General features: G+C 44.5%; 19 protein-coding genes. 1 reads left to right on the forward strand and 18 read right to left on the reverse strand.

From position 1 onward, the window contains the following. Nucleotides 1–43: 43 nt before the first annotated feature. Entirely contained in the window at nucleotides 44–445 is a 402-nt protein-coding gene (locus BSR11_RS03175) for a DUF2061 domain-containing protein (protein ID WP_004396088.1), read from the forward strand. A gap of 25 nt (nucleotides 446–470) precedes the next feature. Here the strand turns inward: BSR11_RS03175 and BSR11_RS03180 are convergent, their stop codons facing one another. The 18 genes from BSR11_RS03180 to BSR11_RS03265 form a co-directional block, all read right to left on the reverse strand. Beyond that, complete coding sequence (locus tag BSR11_RS03180) at nucleotides 471–1262, reverse strand: glycosyl hydrolase 2 galactose-binding domain-containing protein (RefSeq protein ID WP_072669036.1); 792 nt, start codon at nucleotides 1260–1262, stop codon at nucleotides 471–473. Between the two features lie 136 nt (nucleotides 1263–1398). Beyond that, complete coding sequence (rraB, locus tag BSR11_RS03185; protein WP_004396090.1) at nucleotides 1399–1821, reverse strand: ribonuclease E inhibitor RraB; 423 nt, start codon at nucleotides 1819–1821, stop codon at nucleotides 1399–1401. A gap of 133 nt (nucleotides 1822–1954) precedes the next feature. Then, nucleotides 1955–3400 (reverse strand): metalloprotease TldD, encoded by a 1446-nt coding sequence (gene tldD / locus BSR11_RS03190; RefSeq protein WP_072669037.1) that lies wholly within the window; start codon nucleotides 3398–3400, stop codon nucleotides 1955–1957. Next, nucleotides 3397–4230 carry a carbon-nitrogen hydrolase family protein gene (locus BSR11_RS03195; protein WP_072669038.1) on the reverse strand — a complete coding sequence of 278 codons (834 nt, stop codon included), beginning with the start codon at nucleotides 4228–4230 and terminating at the stop codon, nucleotides 3397–3399. Before BSR11_RS03195 ends, tldD begins: the two co-directional genes overlap by 4 nt. A 17-nt stretch (nucleotides 4231–4247) precedes the next feature. After that, the gene (locus BSR11_RS03200) at nucleotides 4248–8114 is read right to left on the reverse strand and encodes a YhdP family protein (RefSeq protein ID WP_072669039.1); all 3867 of its coding nucleotides are present in this window, start codon (nucleotides 8112–8114) and stop codon (nucleotides 4248–4250) included. A gap of 12 nt (nucleotides 8115–8126) precedes the next feature. Then, complete coding sequence (gene rng, locus BSR11_RS03205) at nucleotides 8127–9596, reverse strand: ribonuclease G (protein ID WP_072669040.1); 1470 nt, start codon at nucleotides 9594–9596, stop codon at nucleotides 8127–8129. A 22-nt stretch (nucleotides 9597–9618) separates the two neighbouring features. Further along, nucleotides 9619–10185: a Maf family protein gene (locus tag BSR11_RS03210; protein ID WP_072669041.1), complete on the reverse strand. Its 567-nt coding sequence runs from the start codon at nucleotides 10183–10185 to the stop codon at nucleotides 9619–9621. Then, nucleotides 10182–10670 (reverse strand): rod shape-determining protein MreD, encoded by a 489-nt coding sequence (gene mreD / locus BSR11_RS03215; RefSeq protein WP_072669042.1) that lies wholly within the window; start codon nucleotides 10668–10670, stop codon nucleotides 10182–10184. The genes BSR11_RS03210 and mreD overlap by 4 nt, the downstream gene beginning before the upstream one ends. Further along, a complete protein-coding gene (gene mreC, locus BSR11_RS03220) occupies nucleotides 10657–11547 on the reverse strand; it encodes a rod shape-determining protein MreC (RefSeq protein ID WP_072669043.1) in 891 nt (296 codons plus the stop codon). The genes mreD and mreC overlap by 14 nt, the downstream gene beginning before the upstream one ends. Nucleotides 11548–11724: 177 nt before the next feature. After that, nucleotides 11725–12768 carry a rod shape-determining protein gene (locus BSR11_RS03225; protein ID WP_072669044.1) on the reverse strand — a complete coding sequence of 348 codons (1044 nt, stop codon included), beginning with the start codon at nucleotides 12766–12768 and terminating at the stop codon, nucleotides 11725–11727. A gap of 159 nt (nucleotides 12769–12927) precedes the next feature. Next, nucleotides 12928–17493, reverse strand: coding sequence for a DUF6701 domain-containing protein (locus BSR11_RS03230; protein WP_339374554.1), 4566 nt, complete (start codon nucleotides 17491–17493; stop codon nucleotides 12928–12930). Continuing rightward, entirely contained in the window at nucleotides 17486–17944 is a 459-nt protein-coding gene (locus BSR11_RS03235) for an MSHA biogenesis protein MshP (protein WP_139299792.1), read from the reverse strand. Before BSR11_RS03235 ends, BSR11_RS03230 begins: the two co-directional genes overlap by 8 nt. Then, nucleotides 17919–18698, reverse strand: a complete 780-nt coding sequence (locus BSR11_RS03240) for a type II secretion system protein (protein WP_072669046.1) — start codon at nucleotides 18696–18698, stop codon at nucleotides 17919–17921. The genes BSR11_RS03235 and BSR11_RS03240 overlap by 26 nt, the downstream gene beginning before the upstream one ends. Then, nucleotides 18698–19273 (reverse strand): prepilin-type N-terminal cleavage/methylation domain-containing protein, encoded by a 576-nt coding sequence (locus tag BSR11_RS03245; protein WP_072669047.1) that lies wholly within the window; start codon nucleotides 19271–19273, stop codon nucleotides 18698–18700. Before BSR11_RS03245 ends, BSR11_RS03240 begins: the two co-directional genes overlap by 1 nt. Next, a complete protein-coding gene (locus BSR11_RS03250) occupies nucleotides 19263–19745 on the reverse strand; it encodes a type II secretion system protein (protein ID WP_072669048.1) in 483 nt (160 codons plus the stop codon). The genes BSR11_RS03245 and BSR11_RS03250 overlap by 11 nt, the downstream gene beginning before the upstream one ends. Before the next feature lie 117 nt (nucleotides 19746–19862). Continuing rightward, complete coding sequence (locus BSR11_RS03255; RefSeq protein ID WP_072669049.1) at nucleotides 19863–20333, reverse strand: type II secretion system protein; 471 nt, start codon at nucleotides 20331–20333, stop codon at nucleotides 19863–19865. Nucleotides 20334–20380: 47 nt separating this feature from the next. Further along, on the reverse strand, nucleotides 20381–20983 hold the full coding sequence (locus tag BSR11_RS03260; RefSeq protein ID WP_072669073.1) for a prepilin-type N-terminal cleavage/methylation domain-containing protein: 603 nt from the start codon (nucleotides 20981–20983) through the stop codon (nucleotides 20381–20383). A gap of 168 nt (nucleotides 20984–21151) precedes the next feature. Beyond that, nucleotides 21152–22372: a type II secretion system F family protein gene (locus tag BSR11_RS03265; RefSeq protein ID WP_072669050.1), complete on the reverse strand. Its 1221-nt coding sequence runs from the start codon at nucleotides 22370–22372 to the stop codon at nucleotides 21152–21154. Between the last annotated feature and the right edge of the window lie 13 nt (nucleotides 22373–22385).

The following is a 22385-nucleotide window of genomic DNA, read 5'->3' on the forward strand; positions in this document are numbered from 1 at the left end:
ATCAATAATGTTTACATCAAGAAGAAATAGGTGGGATCGGATCATGAAAAAAACACTCAGCTTTGCTGCTATTCACTTTACCATCGCTTTTACTATCGCTTACCTACTGACGGGCGATATCATTCTCGGTAGTTTAATCGCTATGCTGGAACCGATGGTCAATACTGTCGCTTTTTATTTCCATGAACGAGTATGGACTCAGCATCCAGCACTGCAACGTTACGCAGGCAAGACTCGGATAAAAACCGCCAGCTTCGCCGTTATCCACTTTAGCGTTGCTTTTGGTATCGCTTATTTGCTCACTGGTAGCTGGTTAATTGGCGGTATTATGGCAATGATTGAACCTAGCTTTAATACTTGTGCTTACTACTTTCATGAGAAAGTATGGCAAAGTCTGCATCCACAGAAAAAAGGCACCGACAAACATTTTGGCTGTGCGCACTAGATAATGATCGGCTCCGCCAATAGCGTTATAACGGAAAATGAGTGACACACAAAGTGTCACTCAATGCCAGTTTAACGGAGGCTTGTTGTCCATCTAACTCAACATCAATCGTATAAAGATCTTCAGGATTCGGTTTTTCTGCGTCGTAATAGCGAGGAGCATCGACTTGGAAAATAGCCGTTACATGATCACTACGTACATCTATCGGTAAATGGTAAGTCATACCATCAAAACGAACTGCCGCCGACACTAAACCAGTCGCGTAGGTAGTAAAGTAAAGATTCACTAACAGCTCACAACCACCACCATGATGCCAGATTTGCTCTGTCGTTAGATGCTCAAGGCGTAAGTGAGAAATAGCCTGTAAATAAGGCGCTCGCCAAATACCAATCCTCGAGTCATATGCAACTCGCTTTTCTTCACCAAGCGGACAAATCGGCTCTTCAATCAACCAATCGTCTTCCTGATGTAAGAATAAAATTTCAAACCGATTTCGGCCTAACTTAAGTAGCGAACGGATCTCTTTTTTATAACGATATTGCGTTCCGTCACAATCAAAGATAGCGGCTCCATTAAGACGCACTTCGGCTGGATAATCGATGCCTTCTATCACGACATCAATAGCAGCAAACGCTAAGAGATGGTCATCGACTTCAATATCATGCATTAAATGCCACTCTTGCTGTGCCAGTTCATGCTCAGCGAATTCACTTGGCAAGGCGCAACTGAATGGATTAGGAAAATAAAGATCAACTTGAGGAATGGATACGTCTGTCAGAGGAGAAAGCTGCCATGGACCAGAAAGAGAAAACTGCATTGTCATCGATTGTCTTGAGCAAATTTATTTCATATATACCTGAGCGGGATCAAAAATACCAGCCGGTTGACTGGTATTTACTATGACAAATTAATTGCTCACAGTGGCAACATTAACGGATAACGGCCACTGAGTATTAGGCTTGTTCTTCGTCTTCGTCATCTTCTTCTGGATAAAGGGCATCTTCACCTTCGTAATACGTCCCCCACCCATCGTAGATAACATCAAACTTTTCAGCTAACTCGACTAATTTTGCGACTTGCTGATCGATCGCTTGAGGGTCCAAAACCGATTGCATGGTCGCATCAAAGCAGAACAGTTTATGACCATCTTCATCTTCAGTCTCTTCAGCTTCTAATACTTCAAAACCCAGTTTAAAAGCTTCAACAGCAGCCTTTTCTAAGATTTCAAAATCTTCAGCAAACAAGTGATGCTCAATATCGTACAAGGCTTCTGGATCACTGCCGTCGTCGAGTAGTGCTTGAATAATATCGCGAGTCTCTTCTTTTTGCATTTCAATAAAGGCTTCAACAGAGAGATATTCATCTTCATGAGACATAATGGTGACTCCAGAGTTTATAAACAGGCTCAAAAAATTAGCGCGAAATATCGCACGGATCGTCAATAATTACTACCGAGAAAAGCCGCTTTACCCCAACTTCTCGTGTAAGCGGCCGATTTTATTCCGTCAATTATTCTGTCCCACCTACGGTTAAGGCATCCAACTTTAACGTTGGCTGGCCGACACCGACTGGAACACTTTGTCCCGCTTTACCACAGACACCCACACCGCGATCAATACTCAGATCATTGCCAACCATTGAGACTTGCTGCATCGCTTCAATACCAGAGCCAATTAATGTTGCTCCCTTGATCGGACGTGTCACTTTGCCATTTTCAATCAAATACGCCTCAGAGGCCGAGAAGACAAATTTTCCAGAGGTAATGTCCACTTGACCACCACCAAAATTAGGCGCGTAAACCCCCTTCTTGACACTGGCAATGATCTCTTCTGGAGTATGCTCACCGGGTAACATATAGGTATTGGTCATGCGAGGCATCGGCAAATGAGCATAGGATTCACGGCGACCATTCCCCGTGGGGGCAACACCCATTAGATGCGCATTATGCTTATCCTGCATGTAACCTTTAAGAACGCCTTTTTCAATCAGCACATTGTATTGGCCGTGAACCCCTTCATCATCGACATTCAATGAACCACGTAAATCTTTTAACGTGCCATCATCGACAATCGTGCACAGTTTAGAGGTCACTTGCTGCCCGATTTTTCCAGAGAAAACAGAAGAACCTTTACGATTAAAGTCCCCTTCTAAACCATGCCCTACCGCTTCATGCAGTAAGACACCTGGCCAGCCAGAGCCCAATACTACAGGCATGGTGCCAGCAGGAGCAGCCACCGCTTCTAAATTCACCAACGCTTGGCGAATCGCTTCATCGGCATAAGCAAAAGCAATTTTTTGGCCGTTTTCTTCATTTAAAAAGTAATCATAATTAAATCGACCACCGCCCCCTGCACTGCCACGCTCACGACGGTCGCCTTTTTTAGCTAACACGGAGATCGATAAACGCACCAACGGACGAATATCACCAGCATAAGTGCCATCGGTTGCTGCCACCAGCATCTGTTCATGAACCCCACTCAGGCTCACCGAGACTTCTTGAATCAAAGGTTCTTTGGTTCGAATATAAGCATCGAGCTGTTGCAGTAGCTCGGTTTTTTTCTGTTTTTGCCAATTTTCTAATGGATTATCCGCCGCATAATACGCTTGGTTATCATGGCGTCGGAATGCTTGCACTTGACCATTTTTGGCTTGAGTCGCAATGCCTCGAGCTGCAATCGCACTTTGTTTTAATCCATCAAGTTGAATTTGATCCGAGTAAGCAAAACCGGTTTTTTCACCACTGATCGCCCGTACGCCAACCCCGCAATCGATATTAAATGAGCCATCTTTAATAATGCTATCTTCTAACACCAGAGATTCATGCCAGCTCGATTGAAAATAAAGATCAGCATAATCAATATCACGAGTCATGATACTGGCTAGCGTATCAGCAACATCCTGTTCAGTCAGGCCCGTTGGGGCGAGTAACGCTTGTTCAATACGGGTAATACTCATAGCGGATTCTTTTTCTCTATAAATTGATGATGAAAACGTGTGTGCTCAAGCACCGGCATGTTTTGACGAATAGTTTGCAGCGAGCGTAAATCAATATCGACCAAAAGATTATCGGCTTCATGACCGAGAGAAGCGGTGATCTCCCCCCAAGGATTGACCACCATCGAATGTCCCCAAGTCTGTCTTCCGCCGGAGTGCTGGCCTGTTTGTCCAACGGCGATGACCCAGCACTGGGTTTCAATCGCTCTCGCTCGTAATAACAGTTCCCAGTGAGCTTGACCAGTCACCGCAGTAAACGCAGCCGGGATCAGCAAAATTTGTGCACCTTTTCGGCGTAGCTCACTGTATAACGTAGCAAAGCGCAGATCATAACAAATCGATAAGCCTAAATTAGCTAATCCCGTGTTCGCTACCACTACGCGCTGACCTGCGCAAAATAGCGCAGATTCGCGATAACAACGATGCTGATCAGCAACATCAACGTCGAATAAGTGTAGCTTATCATAGTCTGCCAGCCATTCGCCTTGAGGTCCGAATAAAATCGAGGTACTGGTAAGGCCATTTGAGCGCCGAATGGGTAAACTACCCAGCAATAAATACACCTGATGCTGTTTAGCCAATCGAGAAAAATGCTGCTGAATTGGTCCAGTCATTAATGGCTCAGCATTTTGCTGATATTGGTCGTGACTGGCAAATAAGGCTGCGTTTTCCGGGGTAACAATCAATTGCGCGCCTTGATCCACCAGTTTTATCACCTGCTGTTCAATGTAATTTAGATTATCATCAACAACATGATTGGACGTCATTTGTATTAATCCGACTCGCAACATGATCCTCTCTCCTTGAGTTATTTTTTTAGCCGTTCAGGCAGCTTAAATTCCCCTTTACGGCGCGATATTTCACGCACATTCGGTGCATTCAAAGGCCCTTTAACTTCATAATTAACTTGAGTAAAGACCTCAACGACTGGTGATATCACCGTAGTGATCGCTAACACATATAAGGCCGTCACTGGAGTCACAGCAAACGCTGTCATGACAGGAATTCCTGAGGTCAGATCGGGGACAAAGTTCACTTGTGCATCCACCATCTGAGTATTGAGGTCCGCCATACCACGGATGGTCATTTCACCAGCAATCGCATCCATTTTGATATTATTGGTCACAAATATACCTTGCTCGATTTCTCCACTCCCCGTTATACGGTTGAACGCCATCCCTTTGTCAAAAATATCGCTAAAATCGAGCTGCATTTTACGAATGATCGAATCGAGACTGAATAATCCAAGCAGATTCGCTGCCCCACTGACATTAGAAATAACCCCTTTACCTAATTCAGTTTCTACCGTGCCCTGTAAGGTATTAATCCGCATCGACCATGGCGCACCGTCCCATTCGCTACGACTTTTCAGCGAAAACGGGGCTCGTTGTATACCAGAGGTGATCCCAAAGCGCTCCATAAGATCGCTGTTATTTTCACCTTGCATATCAATATTCATCACGGTGTGACTATTCTCATCGGTGAGCGTCCACTCACCATTAATATTGATTTGATTGGTACCGCTGACAATGTCAATTTTTTTCCAAGCTAAAGTATCGCCTTGGCGCTGAAAATCCATATTCAACTTACCGACGCTGTATCCTTGTAACCAAAAATCATCAATCACTAAGGTAAGATTAGGCACTAACTGATGAAAGCGGCGATCAAACTCTGAAATCAGTGGTGCATCTTGCTTTTCTCTATCAATCAACAGGCTATGCCCTTGATGTTGATCGAGTTGCGGCAGATAGATATGGAGACGTTGTAAAGCCACCGTCAAATCATAAGGCTGAATATAACTGGCTTGGCCTTGCACCTCTTGGCTATTGACCGTAGCAGACCAACCAAGATTTTTTTGGCGAGCGCTGAATTCCACATCGTGCCACTCTAAACCAGCAAAGGTAAGCTCTTGGACATCAATATCGACTCGTTCTGGTATAGGTAAGCTTGGCGTTTGTAACTCCGCCAATACACTAGGTGCAGGGCTATCGGTTTGCTGATCAATAACATCCAACCATTGATCAAGGTTAAATCTCTCGCTGCGAATCTGAACATCATGCCCAGCAACTGGGCTCATTTTAAAGCTGCCTTGCCCCAGTAACAGATAACTTGCCGTTAAGCGTGGTACTGGCTGAGTAATATCAATCTCTGTTTGGTACTTCGCATCAGGCAGTTGTAAACGAGCAGATACTGTTTGCTGATTACCCGAGGCTTGCAAACGCGCTGTCCCTTGATGGTTGGCAGGTTTAGCTAAAGGATAGGGATAAGCACTCGCGATAGACTGTAAATTAGCCTGTGCATCAATTTGATATGTAAAGCCAACATCATTGAGCTGAATATTGGCCCCCATTTGCCAAGGCGCATGACCAGTGACAGGCGCCAGCCAGTGCTCACCGACATAGGGCGCTAAAGGAGCAATATCCCAATCACCCACTAAATCAATGCCAACATGATAACCTTGCGCTGCACTCTCACCTTTAAAATCAAAAGAAATCGGCTGTGTGAGTAACTCACCCGTTAGTCCTGCGGCCGAGACCTGATCGTTATCAAAATGAATTCGTCCCGATACGCCATTTAATGTCATTGGCGGCGTGTTGATCTCAACCTGATTATTCATCAAATCCGCCCACCCCCACGCTCGAACATCATGACCATGCGCAAAAGGAATCGCTAATTGGAACTGAGAGTTGACCAGCCCACGTACATCAATAGCGGTTAATGCAGCGCCAACGGAATCGACTAATGGGCTTGCGGTCATATAATCCCGTACCGCATTACCTTGAGCTTTTACTGTAGCACTGAGTTCTAGCCAGCCATCTTCAGACAAATGAGCAATTTGCCCAACAATACGCTCCGCTTTAGCCTCCATTAATGTCGCCGAACGAGAATCAAGGTACATGGATTCATTTTCAAACAGCAGATCAAGCTGTAAATCGGTGATCGCTGGCCACGCGGTATCGAAGCTGAATGTCGCGTCTTTTAATCCAACCCAAGCTTGGAAAATACCGTTGTTATCCTGATAAGGAAACGCGGCTAGCTCGCCATACCAAAGTAATTTAGCGGTATCAACGTGACCGCCCTGAATCGACGTCGATAAGTAATCGGTAAGAGACTGGCCCAGTGCTCTCGTAGGTAAATAACGCCACGTTTCGCCCGCATTGTAGAGATCGGCTTCGGCATAAAAAGATAAGAAGGGCTCTCCTTGGACCGGAAAATCAAGTCGAAAAGCCCCTAATACTTTCAGATCCGCATTGTCAGCGCTTACTTTATCGGCCCATAAACGCCAACCGCTTTCATCACGCTGCCACACTAGATCAATCGATCCTTGACGCAGAGACAGTGGCGCTTGGAAAACATCACCATAAGGCAGGGTTTCATCAACTAAGCTCGCATGTATAACGGCGCTCTCTGTCGAACCTCGGACTGTTGCCTGTAGATTCTCGATTCCGGGCAACAAATCCCACTGCTTGATACCGCCTTGATTCAGTCGAACAGAGTACTGGATACCATGATCTTGATTCACCGACAGCCGTACATCCTCCAACAAACCATGGGGTTCTAAATGTGCAAGCCAGCTTTGCGCCGTTTGTGAATTTGGTATCAACCTAACTAATGGCGTTAAAGTGGGTAGCGCCAATTGAGAGACATTCAAGCGCCAACCTTGTGGTTGCCAATCTAAAGCAAAATCCAATTCCGGCCATGGGTTATCATCGGTACGCAATTTGAGAGAGTGGGCACTAACTTGCCAACCATTTTCGGTAGGAAGTAACTGAACAATGCCTGACTCCAAGAGTAACTCATGTCGCTCTGTATCGTGCCACGCAAGCTCTGAAGGTTTGAGCTCAACATAACCATCAATAGGCTGATTATGCTCTAATGAGATCCAGGCATTAAAGCTGATTAAGCCACGTTCAATCCCTGTTGCATCAGCTAAATAACGCGTCAACCATGGACGAACCCGCAGTTTATCGGCACTGATATAAAATTGCCCAGAAACATCCCGTAATGAACCGTGGTCTTTAAAGTGAGCACTTACTTTTAATGAGTTAATTTCGCTATCCGCTAAACTGATGATCCCTTCCGCAATGTGCTGGCGTCCACGGTTCTTCCAATGCAGTTTTTCAACATCTAATTGACGAAAGTCGCCCGCCATCGTTTGATAGAGGATGGTCGAATCCTGAATAGAAAAATCATCGAGCTGACGTAAGAATAAATCGTCTAAGCGCTGTAAAATACGGCCTTGATCGCCAGTTTGGCTTGATGGCTGATCCGATGCTTGATTGATTGCCAACCAATCAACCGAACGAATATCCAGATTTAATTGATGAATGACGAGATTAGCTACCACTGGCGCTCGCTGTCTGAAGCTTTCTAGTAAATCAAACTCGACATCAATCCGCGCGGTTTCCAGTTGTATTTGACTGCCATCAGGCAGGTTCGCCTGAACCCCTTGCAGAGCAAGCGAAGGGTGGGTATTACGCCAAAAGCCACGCACATCGGCAATGGTAATTTGAATTTGGGTTTGTTCGCCAACCCACTGTTGAATCTCGCCTTTAAAACGATTCATTTCTGGTAAGACGATACGTAAAGTGGTGATGACCAAGGCCAGCACCACTAACAGACTTACCAGTAACCACAACACTATCCGCCTAAGGCGAGTTAATATCGAAAGCACTCACAATCCTACTTACATCATGACAACATCAAATTGCTCTTGTACATACAAAGGTTCCGCTTGAATACGGACTTGCTTACCGATAAACACTTCTAATTCAGCGAGTGAGTGAGACTCTTCGCCTTGTAAAGTATCCGCTACTGCTGGTGAGGCATAAACGACAAACTTATCGGCGTCATAAGCACGATTCACTCGAGTAATTTCACGTAAAATTTCAAAACAGACCGTCTCAACGGTTTTTACGCTGCCACGTCCTTCACAAGTTGGACAAGTCGAACACAGAACATGTTCAATACTTTCGCGAGTTCGTTTACGGGTCATTTCCACTAAGCCTAATTGAGTAAACCCGTTAATATTGGTTTTCACTCGATCTTTGCTTAACGCCGCTTCAAGAGAAGCCAATACACGCTTACGGTGGTCATCTGAAATCATATCGATAAAATCAATGATGATGATCCCACCAAGATTACGCAGTCGAAGCTGACGAGCAATGGCTTGAGTGGCTTCAACATTGGTATTAAAAATCGTTTCTTCTAGGTTTCGACGCCCAACAAAAGCTCCGGTATTAATATCAACGGTCGTCATTGCTTCTGTTTGATCAATGATCAGGTAACCACCGGATTTCAATTCAACTTTTCGTTCTAACGAGCGCTGAATCTCATTCTCGGTGTCATACATATCAAAAATCGGTTTATCGCCTTCATACAAACTTAATTTATCAGTCAGTTCAGGCACATATTCAGAGGTAAATTCAAGTAGATTATCGAATTCAGTTCGCGAATCGACCAAGATTTTAGTTAAATCGGTACCAACAAAATCACGTAAAATTCGCTGCGCTAGGCCTAGTTCACCATACAACGTGGTGCGGGTTTTGTATTTCGCACGTCGCTCCATGATTTTAGTCCATAACCGCTTTAAAAACGCGGCATCTTGCGCTAACTCTTTTTCATTCGCACCTTCGGCTGCGGTGCGAATAATAAAACCGCCGTGTTCATCGCAATATTGACCAACAACACTTTTTAAACGATTTCGCTCTCGTTCACTTTCAATTCGTTGCGAAACACCGACATGAATGGCACCCGGCATATACACTAAATAACGTGAAGGAAGCGTAATATCCGTGGTCAAGCGCGCGCCTTTGGTGCCTAATGGGTCTTTGACCACTTGCACTACAATATCTTGCCCTTGGCGCACGAGCTCAGAAATATCGCGCACCTTGAACTGTTGCTTTTCATTCTCAGCAACACATTCAGTGTGAGGAACAATATCAGAAGCATGCAAAAATGCCGCTTTATCTAAACCAATATCAACAAACGCCGCCTGCATACCGGGTAAGACACGACTGACTTTGCCTTTATAAATATTCCCGACAATACCGCGTTTAGCTTCACGTTCTATGTGGATCTCTTGCAGCACTCCACCTTCAATCATCGCCACCCGAGTTTCACTTGGGGTAACGTTTAACAACAACTCCGCACTCATGAGCGCACCTCAATGATGTAAGTTATAAAAATTCGTGCAAGAGCTGGTCCGTTTCATAAAGAGGCAAGCCGACCACAGCGTAATAACTGCCTTCTATTCGAGTGACAAAGCGTCCCCCTAATCCTTGAATGGCATAACTGCCCGCTTTATCGCAAGGTTCACCCGTTTGCCAATAATGCTCAATTTCTCGTTCAGATAATGCTTTAAACCACACATCAGTGGTGACTAATAGAGAGTGGTGGCGCTCGGCATCGACGACGGTGACCGCGGTCATCACTTGATGGTTAGTATTAGAGAGCTGTAACAACATTCGTCGAGCATCAGCAAAATCTTTCGGCTTTTCCAGCACTTGTTCATCCAAGACAACGATCGTATCCGATCCGAGTACAACGGCGTCGGACTCTGTCATCGACAATCCAGCTCGCGCTTTATCTTGTGAAAGGCGTAAAACATAGTCTTGAGCTGATTCAGTGACTTGACGCTGTTCTTGCACATTAGGAACGACAATATCAAAATCGTATCCCAACTGAGCCAATAGCTCACGTCGCCTCGGAGAGCCGGAGGCGAGCAGTAATTTTTTATGGTTCATTTTATATTCCAATGGCGACGAACGCGACGCAGTAATAAAAACATCCATGGCCAAAGTATACAGCTAATCACGCCACTCCAGAGTGACAAAGGGTTAAAGGTGACATCTTGTATTAAAAACTCACCACAAAAAATCAGTACCTCTAATCCCATGGCTAACAAAGCAATCACAATCGCTTGCTGCCAGAGTGCCATATTACGTAGCAACAAAAAGTTAACGGCGACAAGGTAAATCACGATAGACATCATCATGCCACGGATACCCAGCGTCGAACCGAGTAAAAGATCCCACAACAAGCCCATCGTAAATGCAGTACCAACATTGACTCGATGAGGTAAGGCCATTACCCAATAACAGATCACTAACAGCAACCAAGAAGGACGTAGTAGATCTAATGTCCCCGGCCAAGGAATAGTTTGCACAATCAGCGCTAATAAAAATGATCCCCAAATCACCAAGCGGCTTGACCAATCATTGCGATCCATCTCGAGCCTCCTTTAGCATATGTTGAGGCATGGCCTGTAGTACCTTTTGCTGTCGATCTTCATTCGGCCAAATCAACAATAAGTAACGTAAACGAGTAAAATCGACTACCGGAGTGGCTTTGATCACCGCAAATTCCCGTCGAGTATCTTTATCCACTTCAGTAATGTAAGCGACTGGATAGCCTTCTGGATAAATGCCTCCCAATCCAGAGGTCACTAACATATCTCCTACATTCATGTCAGTGCTGGTAGCAATATGCTCAAGTTGAATTTCATCGGTTTGCCCATTACCGGAAGCGATAACACGAATATCGTTACGGATATTCTGTACAGGTATAGCGCTATTAGAGTCAATCAATAATAGGACTCGGCTATTATGTGCTGCAACAAACGTCACCTGACCGACAATCCCTTTTTCATTAATGACCGGTTGCCCCTCATAAACACCATCCACCCGACCTTTATCGATCACCACTTGATGACGATAAGGTGATGTGTCCACTCCCATCACTTCGGCAACCACTTTTTTCTCATCACGGACAAACGACGATCCAAGCAATTTGCGTAGACGTTGATTCTCTTCACGATATTGATCCAATAAAATGAGGTCACTTTTAAGGATTAATACCTCACGTTTCAAACCATGATTGCTCTCCATCAATTGCTGGCGAGAGCTGAACCGATCATAAAAGCCATCAAACATACTGCGTGGTAAATCGGCAGCATATTGAATAGGAGCCACAGCACTGTTTAAGAGAAAACGGACCTGAGAGAAGGCATCTAAACGACTGTCAGCCAACATTAAGCTGGCTGAAGCGATCACGGCAAAAAAGAGACGTTGCTGTAAAGAGGGTCCTCGACCAAATATTGGCTTCATGTTAAATAATCCCAAATTTTGATTCAGGTATCAGGCGATACCTGTACCCAAACAACTTGGCGTTGCAGTAACAACACGGGTAGACAAACCCCAACACCTAGCGAAACACTGTGTGTTGGGGTTTGCTAACTTAGTCAATTCCACTCACGCTGCAAGCAGGTAGGGCATTATTCACCATTACTCGTCACTGAACAGATCGCCGCCGTGCATATCAATCATTTCTAGTGCTTTACCGCCGCCGCGGGCAACACAGGTTAACGGGTCATCGGCAATCACTACTGGAATCCCTGTTTCTTCGGTTAACAAACGGTCGAGTTCTTTCAGTAATGCTCCCCCCCCTGTCAATACCATGCCATTTTCAGAGATATCTGAAGCGAGCTCTGGCGGACACTGCTCTAAAGCCACCATCACCGCAGAGACAATTCCGCTTAACGGCTCTTGCAGCGCTTCCAGAATTTCATTGGAATTAAGAGTAAAACTGCGAGGAACCCCTTCCGCTAAGTTTCGACCACGGACTTCAATTTCAAGCACTTGATCACCTGGGTAAGCAGAACCTATCTCATGTTTGATCTTTTCAGCAGTGGCTTCGCCGATTAAGCTACCGTAGTTACGACGCACATAGTTAATGATCGCTTCATCAAAACGGTCACCACCAATACGCACGGAAGAAGAATAAACAACGCCGTTCAGTGAGATAACCGCGACTTCGGTAGTACCACCACCGATATCGATCACCATCGAGCCCGTTGGCTCAGAAACGCGCAAACCGGCGCCAATCGCGGCCGCCATCGGCTCATCAATCAAATACACTTCACGCGCACCAGCACCGAGGGCGGATTCACGAATTGCGCGGCGCTCAACTTGAGTCGAACCACAAGGCACGCACACTAACACGCGTGGGCTTGGTTTTAATACACTGTTGTCATGCACTTGACGAATAAAATGCTGCAGCATTTTCTCAGTAACATAGAAATCAGCAATAACGCCATCTTTCATTGGGCGAATAGCAGAAATATTACCCGGCGTACGGCCAAGCATTTGTTTCGCTGCATGCCCTACGGCAGCAACTGTTTTTCCACCACGACCTTTGTCTTGGCGAATAGCAACTACAGAAGGCTCATCAAGAACAATCCCTTGTCCTTTTACATAAATAAGTGTGTTGGCAGTACCTAAATCTATTGATAGGTCATTGGAAAACATGCCACGAAGTTTCTTAAACATAATCTTCGTTCGTCCTGCGAGGTGAATAAAAATAAAATTGCACTAAATGTACCAACGCCTTGCAGTCACAGCAAGGCGTTGATCCATAAACATGAAGGAAAACCCATAATTTCTGACGATTCCCTAACTTAACGGTTAAATTAACCCACAATAAGTGACTTAATTTGACTCACGCCACCAAATCACTCGGTTACTGCCACTATAGATTCCAAACTGAGCCTGCCCAGCAACACTATCGTCCCAAGTTCCATTTTGAGGATTATAACGGCGTAACCAAGGTAGTCCATGCTGTTCTAAATCGAGTAACGCTTTTATTACACCGCGATTGCTTACCCCCGGCGCGGTATAGTTTAAACTTCTCACCCCTTGGTCTAAAGTAAATGGGCTTGTATCTGGCAGCATGGTTACAGTAATGGGAGGAGGTATTGGCCCACTTTGGTTAACACTAAAATCGTCCGATTCAAACTCAAAAACGCTTAGCGGAGGTAACTCAGTACAGCTATCATGAGTGTTGGTCACAAATCCGGCTGAGGTATAATACTCACTGAGTATTTTTTGCTGTAAGCCTTGTGTTTCAGGACCATCAACATCTTCAATGGTTAAACGTCCCCAATACAGTGGCATGGTTTGGTCGATATTTTCAAAGGTATAATCTAAGCAAGGCCCTGAGTAAGACGTTCGATAACAGACATCATCACTATCTGTTAGGTCATTGCTTGACAAGTGTAAGTTAAAGTCTGCATTGAACGGAACAATCGGCTCTATAGGTTTTTGATAACTAAGCTGCTCTCCATTGAGTATTACACCACTGGTTGATGCGGCTTGACGCGTCACCGGCTCGTCCACTTGGTTAGTGAAAACAATCGGGAGGTTATTCACAGCATCGCTATAATTTCTATCCATCCATAGGTTGTTATAACGCCACCATGGTCCAATTAAATAATTCAGCGTATCGGCTCCATTTCCTGATTTAGGCTGCAAATAGAGCCCCGGACTGTCCGCATAACCAAATGGTTGGCCTAGATAACTAAAGGATTGAACGCCTGTCGAACACGCAGCCGTCAATGTCACCGACATGGGTGAGACAGCAAAATAAGCCGGGATAAAGCGGCCTATTCGCCCTGTTGAAGCAACAGCGATCGGCAAATTGGCGGCAAGTAAATCAAGGCCAAGATAAGAAGTAGGTGGCACTAATGAAAAATCAAACACCCCGACTTCACTCACACTCTGTTGAACGGTTGTAACCTCTCCAAGCTCATGATCGTAATTTAGCGTACCAATAGAACCAGCAGAACCATTGGAAGGTTGAACGAGCGTATGATTGAGAATAATCGACGGTTGCTGATAATTCATGACTCCCAAGTTATTGGTAAAGTCATTATCTTCATTCGGTTCAGCCGCTACCGCTTTGATATTAAGATTAAATCCTTCTCCCGCTCTTGCAAAAACCAAGCAGCTTAAGTCAGCAGCAGAGCACTTGCCATCGGGATGAGCTAGGTCATAAGAGTGATTAGCACTAAGCACCAATGCACGCGGCACACGAATAAAATTCGCTTGTCCAGTCAATTGCAAGTCTTGCTCATTGCCACTGCCATTAAAACGGGCGTGCAAAGCTAAGCTCCCCGCTTCGCGATAGGTAAGTTCAAATTCCGCTTGACCATTTTGATCAAAATACAGGCTACGATGACTTGGGGCTGCGCTATTATTGCTAATGGCTGAACCATCCACGACAACATTCATTGCTGAAAACCCTTGTCCTCCCGAAGGGATAAGATATTCACTCCACAATGAAACATCTTTATTTACACCGGCAAAATTGGGGACACATTGTTCAGGATTATCTCCTTTACTTAATGCAGTGATAGTTCCAGTAACTAATTGATTGGCATAAGCATGAGGCACCTGTATCTCAAATCCACTATCCACAAAATCAACATAGCAGGCCGTTGATGAATAAACACCGCCACCACGACGACAGAGCGTTGGATTAAATGCGATTGCCGTAGGATTGGAACCAGAGATACCAACATTGACCCGATTTGTTGAACTGATGCTATTTTTTCTTAACTGAGAAAGACCAACACCATTAGTTAACGCAAGACTTGGACCATTAAGCCAACCACCAGAAGCACTAGGCGCTGAGTTTGGAGTTAAAAAAGCGGTCACAGGATCGGTAAATTTTTCACTACAGTTACTATTAGCACAAGCGGTAACCGTTACTTCTGATGCCTTGCAAGTTAATCCTTGAATTGGTAAATCCATCCGAAAATGATCAATCTGTTGACCAACAGGGCGAGAGTTTAGAGCACAAACTTCAAAGTTATCAATCTCATGATTATTTGTGACCGAGCCAGTTGATCCGGTAATCGACATAAAAAGTTCATTGGGTACATTTTCTTGTCCTGACAAAGACATCACATTAATAGGGCCAATTAAGTCTACCCAGCTACTGGTCCCGACCTTGCGGCTAACGGTCACAAATGACGTTGAGGGTTGAGTTGAATCGATTACGATACGATAACGGTGTTGAGGATTACCATTCGTATTATCAACTTTGGGACTTAAACAATCGCTATTGATATTGGTTGAACCGTTATTACAAGTTCCAGCTAAATAGTTATAGCCTGAATATCCCGCCCCAGAACCTCTTAATACAACCGCTTGACGCCTTCTACTATTGACACTATTACCGCCCCCTTCTACAGAATAATTACCATACTCATCTAAGCCAATGCCTAACCAGCCTCCTGCAAACCCTGGCTGCTGTTCGGCAACTTTATAGCCGTATCCTAAAGGCCCACCAAAAGCGCCGACTTGGGGTGTTACTGTAGCATCAGAAAAGACGATTGCCACACCATCAGCACCAGTACCACCATAAGCAAAATAGTCAAACTCTACTTCAACACGATTATTGGCCGCTGGAAAAATTCGTTGAAAGGTTGAAGCCGTCGCTTGATTTTGCACCGCTTGGGTTAATCGTAAGCGGTTATTACCGTTCACGATGACTTTTGAGGGCGTAAACGCCCCACTACTGCGGAAGACCCGCCACTGATCGCTTAAAGGCTGATTTTCAAAATCATCAGAAAAACATTGTAGCCCCACATCCCCTTCACACAAATGACGAGACTGATACTCAGCCCATACTTGCTCATCGAGCAGTCCTTGACCATATATAGTTACTTCATCAATATAACCATCAAAAGCACGGCCTGAAGTATTTTGATCTTGAGCTATTTGTAATGGACGAGTATTGGTTAGCAAACTTTCATTGTGATTAGATGAGATATTTAATTGACCATTAATAAAAATCGATTGCCGCTGATTGCTCCGATTCTTATCATAACGAATAGTAATATGCGACCATTGATTTAAAGGTATAGATACGTTTGAAGTTAATGTTCTACTACCACCTATTACTCTTTCCCAATACCAATGCACTCGGCCTGAACTATCTAAATGAAATTCATAATTTCCATCTTTTGACACAATACTCATTAAACCAGAACCACTTGGGTAACTTTTTGGATATATCCATACAGATACAGTGACAGCATCTTCAAAATCTAAATAGGATGAATCAGGAACTTCTACATACTGGTTATTAGACTTATTAAATATGCCATAAGCACAGCTTCCATAGTTGTTAGCATCATTTGGTATCGCTGGTAATAATCTCCCTGTTGTAGATCCATTAAAAGCTCTGCCATGTAAAAAATCACCAAATGAATTTCTTACTTCATTAGCATTACCAGTCCAAGTAGACTCATCAAAATGGTATTTAGCAGCAGGTCTAGGGTGGCAAGCATTAGCTGGGTTTGAAATAGGTAAGCACTGTCCGACAATATAACTATTTGATATATTCACCCGGCTATAAGATGGTGCAACAAAGTCCCCATAACCAGTTGTATTATTTAGATTTATTTCATTAGCACTGGTATTGATATTGACAGGTGAATTAGGAGTGCCTAGTTGGCTATTATTTGATGTAAATACACTTGAACCAGCGACTTGCCCAGACATCATATTAACAGAGTTGAATACCACAGGGTTAGCTGAAGTTAATTGAATGTTACCGCTATAAGTCCCTCCAGTGATAGTTAGACCCGAATGTGCCTGAATATTTCCTTGGGCATTAGTATTGATAAGAGTCACACTATTACTCAAGGTGGATATTGAACCAGCAATCGAAGAGTCTGATATATTTATATTTCCTGAGTTTGCAGTTATATTACCTGTTATATTTACATAAGATAGGTTTATAGTATTATTATTTGATGTAACACTACCGAAAACCTCGGCCTGAGATAAATTAATAACACCTCCAGTTATTACGTCACCATAAATACTTACATTAACACCATTAACATTAGTGCTATTACCCTGAAAACTCCCATAAATAACACTCTGGCCAGAATAAATATTAATTTCCCCATGATTAGACTCAAGGTTAATTTTAGTAGAACTCATTCCTACAACATTATTATTCAAAGAAAAACCAGCCTCAGCAAAAATTATTGATGGTTGATCAGAAATAATTATATCACCATCATTTAATGTTACTCGACCATTCCCTCCTGTACAGGTATATGTATTACCTGATACCTGCCAGTTATTATTACATGGTGGATACTGCCCATTCGATAAATTATATTGCTGAGCAGCAACCTTAAAAGGTGATAACAAAACAACCAACATTAGTAGAAGTAGACCTAATAATTTATTCACCCCTCACCCCCACTTGAATTGTCCGTTGCCATGACCAGCCGCCACTGCTGCATTGTCCGTCGCTGGTAATTTGCAGTACCGTTTGCTGATTATCTAATACACCGATATATTCACAGCTGATTTGCGCCATACATTGCGCTAAGCCATCACCCTGAAATTCAATATTGCGTGCAATAGGGGAATAATCCGGTGTTGAAAGCTGAGCTTGTGATTCAGCAACGCGGCAGCTACTTTGTGCATTATCTTGATAATAGCGGCTAATCGCGATTTCTGCCGCCGAGCGGGCGGCCATTTCGGCGCGAGTGCCCATCACCATAGAGACCAACTGCTGACTATTACGTTGCTGATTACGATTGGCGACCGCGGCGACAAAACCGACCACGACGATAATAAAGATCACCAAAACCAGCCCGCTACCTTGCTGGCTACGGCGTGTTATAGATAAGCGCATCATGATCAAACCTCACCTCTTCACCGCGATCAGCAAAGGTTAACTCAATTTTAATTAGGCCATTACGTTGTAAACTAGCCACATCAACGACAAAGTTAGCCCTGCTAATATTCTCAGCCATCAAGACGCCAGAGCCCAATTGAGCTGGCGCTAATTGACTGCGAGTTAATGGATAGCCTTGATAGCGATAGATTCGTTGCTCACTACTGATGTAACAATAGGCCACCGGATCACGATACAGATACACCCGCCTTGCTGGTGATTGTAGAGGGAATAAGGTTTCACGAGTTAATGTCACCTCAATCTCCTCTCTGTTTTCATTAGCGATTGGTACGTCATTCGCTAACTGAGCGACTTGGCTTGGCGGGGCAGAATCGCTTAACGACTGGCGTAGCGGCTGCGCTTGGGTTGGAAACACCACGAGTCGATCGCCTTGCAGCAGGTTCTGTTTTTTGAGAGGCAAAAATTTCAGCTGGTTAGTATTATTGGCTAATTGACTATAAATGCCGCTATTAATGATTGGTAAAAACTCAATGCAGTTATTCTCGACGATGACACTATTGGGCACCGCCTCACGAATTTCTCGGCTCAACCGCTCGGTAATAAATCGCCCTTGCTGAATTAATGCTTCACGAGATGAGCTGGTCGCTGCAATACCCATTGCTTGACCAGCGACATTACCCAAAAACAAGCCAACAATGCCAAGTAAAATAATCGCAATCACCATTTCCATTAAGGTGAAACCACGCACCATCAGTAGTTCCCCTTAATAGCGGCAAACGGGTAGCGATTGCCTTGTGAATCAATAATCACCACCTCGATGCGTTTGTAATGAGTGCGCTGATTAGCATTAACGCCAGTAAACTGACCACTATTATCCTGCTCGTAAAAGACATTAATGGTGACAGTAAAATTGCGATAACTAATATCAAGAGTTTGACCAAGCACATCTTGAATCGGTCTTGGTGTAGTGATGATAAAATCATCCACATCGTTATACAGCGTTCGGTCGCTTTGTTCAGCCGTAGTGTCAGGCCCAAATGAGGTAGGAACTGTGCACAGCGTGCGGCCAGTAGTCGCAACTAATACGCACTCTGGCAAGCCGCCATTAGGGCCTGAATTGTGATCAAACTGACGACCTAAAATTTCATCTAATACTGCTCTGCCCAGCTCAGCGGCTTTGACCGCAATCACCTGCTCGGCGCTCTGCTGCGAACGCGGGTAAAGGGCCGCCGCCAAGCCAGTAATCGCAATCGCGGTGATGGTGATGACAATGATCATTTCCACCAGGGTAAAACCGCGCGTTCGGTTAATTAACTTAACAGGCATAGATATAACCCTCAGTATTAATGCATACTTGGCGCTGATCGCTTGCACTGGAAATCATTACGGTACAGGGTGAAGCGGTGCATTGAGCCGCGTGGCCTAGAGAGTCAAAATCAAGATAACCGTTAGGTGTAGAAAGGCTTAACGTTACACCACTTGGCGCCTCAACCCGAGAAATGTCGTTATCAACAGCAGCAAAGATGCTGCTGCAACTTCCAGCTACAGCCTGTGGTGATATTTGACCAGCTTGATTAGCGGTGACTAACCAGCGGTTACAATAACCCGTGCGCTGCATGGCGCGGTTTTGGGTTAAACGCAGTGAAGCAAGAATTTCTTGTTGAGTGGTGAACGCAGCGACCGAGCTGGTACCCGAATAGCGGCTCGCCGCATAGGCAGACAGAATACCGAGCAAGAGAATAACCACGATCAGCTCGACTAAGGTAAAGCCCAATGTTCGACGAAGGGATTTGCGCATCGTTGTCTCACCGAAGTGGGAATATCATGGATGATAAAATCGATTTATTAATCAGTTATAAATTAATAGCCATTAAGCAACTTATTTTCACTGCTTAATGGCTAAGGTAATCAATTTTTATTTACAGGTTACAACTGTAATGGTTGGCTCAGAAAAAGATACTGCTGGGGTCACGTCATATCTTACAAAACATTTAGCAGCATCATTTACACCAGATTTGAATGTATAAGCAATCGAGTTTGTAGTATCTGAACCCGATACTACCTTCCAATCACTTTCTAAACCTGTAACTACTCGACCAATACCAGTTTCGCTGGCTGCGGGATAACCCCATACTAAACTCACGGCTCCAGAGACTCCATCAATAGTTACGGCTCCAGAAGCACTAGCTTCATTACCAGATATAGCAGCACGACCATAAACTATCCCTGCCGCCCCTTGCATTGCGCCTTTTAGACCTTGCAGTGAAGCGTCACGCGCATCACCTTGTAAGTTTAAAAACCGTGGGGCTGCAGTGACGGCTAAGATCCCCAAAATTACGATCACCACCACCAATTCAATTAGGGTAAAACCGCCTTGTTTTTTCATTATGACTCTCTCTCTATTCTGCATTTAATTAACAAATTATGATCGGGTTAATTTAAGGTCACCGTCACTCGTCCGGTAGTAATTTCATACACAAATTGGTGTGCGGTTTTTCCCTCTTGCTGGACATAAACACACTGCCACTCTGCACTATTCGCTCGCGCTAGATAACGCAAATTATTACTTTCCCCCGCCTGAGATGCGCTGGCCACGGGCGGTGGGTTTTGTAATAAATTTTCCATCAAATCGACACAGATTTGATCGGTTAAGCCAGAAGGAAAGCTGCCGTTATTATTGACCGCGATGGGATAGCCATCTCGAAAACCCGTTGCATTACCGCTGCTGTCTTGGGCACGCGTGAGCCAAAACTGCACGCCATCGTAATCAATACGGTTTTGATTTTGCTCACCGGAGGCGACACTCGGTCGCGATTTCGCTTCCCATTGCGCTCTGGCAGATAACACCCCAGTCGCAAAGCCACCGGCAACACCTTCAATACTGGCTTTTTTCGCTTCATCAGTGACATCAAGAAATTTCGGTAATGCCGCGACGGCTAATAGGCCAATAATTACAATCACGATCACTAATTCGACGAGAGAGAACCCCTGCTCTGACGGTCGCGTTATACGATGCTGATGAGCCACGTTAGGCATCACCGTGAAGGTTGCAATCTGCATCCATAACCTCTGTGATACTTTATCTATGCTAATGATTATAGAATGAAATACAGTAATAAACTGTGCTCAGTAGATAAATTTTTACATCGTCTTAAAAATAAGACTAATAATAACGCACGTTCATTTCATCACCGCTGCATAACATTAACCTTTCAGAGCATCGAGCATGCCCCACATTGGTAAGAAAATGCCAAGGGCAAGCACCAACACCATGCCCGCGACCAAGGTTAATAAAATTGGTTCAATTCGTGCGGTGAGGGTTTTTAATTCATAATCGACTTCACGATCATAAAAATCAGCGACTTCAAGTAATAACTCATCAATCCGTCCCGTTTCTTCACCCACCGCAATCATCTGCAGCACTAACGGAGTAAAAATATTGGCATTAGCCGCCGTTACCGAAACACTGGTCCCCGCCTCGATATCACTTTTCATTTTTAAAATTCGATTCTCTAAAAATTTGTTTTCCAACGCTTCAGCCGATAAAGAGAGCGACTGATTAAGCGGCACCCCTGCTTTAAGCATTAAGGAAAAAGTCCGCGAAAAACGGGCTAATTGTGCTCGATTGACGATTCCACCCACAATCGGCATCCGTAAACGAAATTTATCCCATTTTTCAGCGCCACGACGAGTACCGGTCCAAGCCCGAAAGGCAAACAGCAAAGCGACCATCACTCCTATCATTACCATCCAGTAATTAACGAAAAAATTCGACATGCCAATTAAAATTCGGGTTGGTAGAGGCAGTTCAACCCCGAAACGGCTGAACATAGTGGTAAATTGAGGGATCACTTTTAGGTTAAGGATAAACATCGCCAAGGTGATAAAACTGATCACAAAGGTTGGATAACGCATGGCGGTTTTAATTCGCTTACGGGTTTCTACTTCCTGCTCATAATAGTTCGCCAATTGCAGTAGCGCCTGATCCAGACGACCGGTATTTTCCCCAACATTGATCATTGAGACAAACAGCGGGCTGAAAACTCGACTGTGCATTTGCATTGCCGCCGATAAACTGCGGCCATTGGTCAGCTCTCGACCAACCTCTTCTAATGCCTGCTGCAATTGTTTGTTGGAACAGTTTTGGGTTAAGCCACGCATCGAGCGTAAAATCGGTACTCCTGCTTTTGTTAAGCTGTAGAGCTGACGACAGAAAATCACCAGAACCTCAAGTGGCAGCGAAGGCATAAACCAAGCTTGCCAATCAATCGACGGAGTTTGACTGGATGATTTAGCAGTAATCGTTGTCGGAATAATACCTTTATTGAGCAAGCTTTCGGCGGCCAAATTTTCTGTCGCCGCTTCAACGGTTCCCGAAGCTTTACTGCCATCAGCATGTCGTCCGGTATAATGGTATCTCGGCATAGTCTATTCGCTC

Origin of the sequence: Vibrio injensis, assembly GCF_001895205.1 — a bacterium.
Classification (GTDB): domain Bacteria; phylum Pseudomonadota; class Gammaproteobacteria; order Enterobacterales; family Vibrionaceae; genus Vibrio; species Vibrio injensis.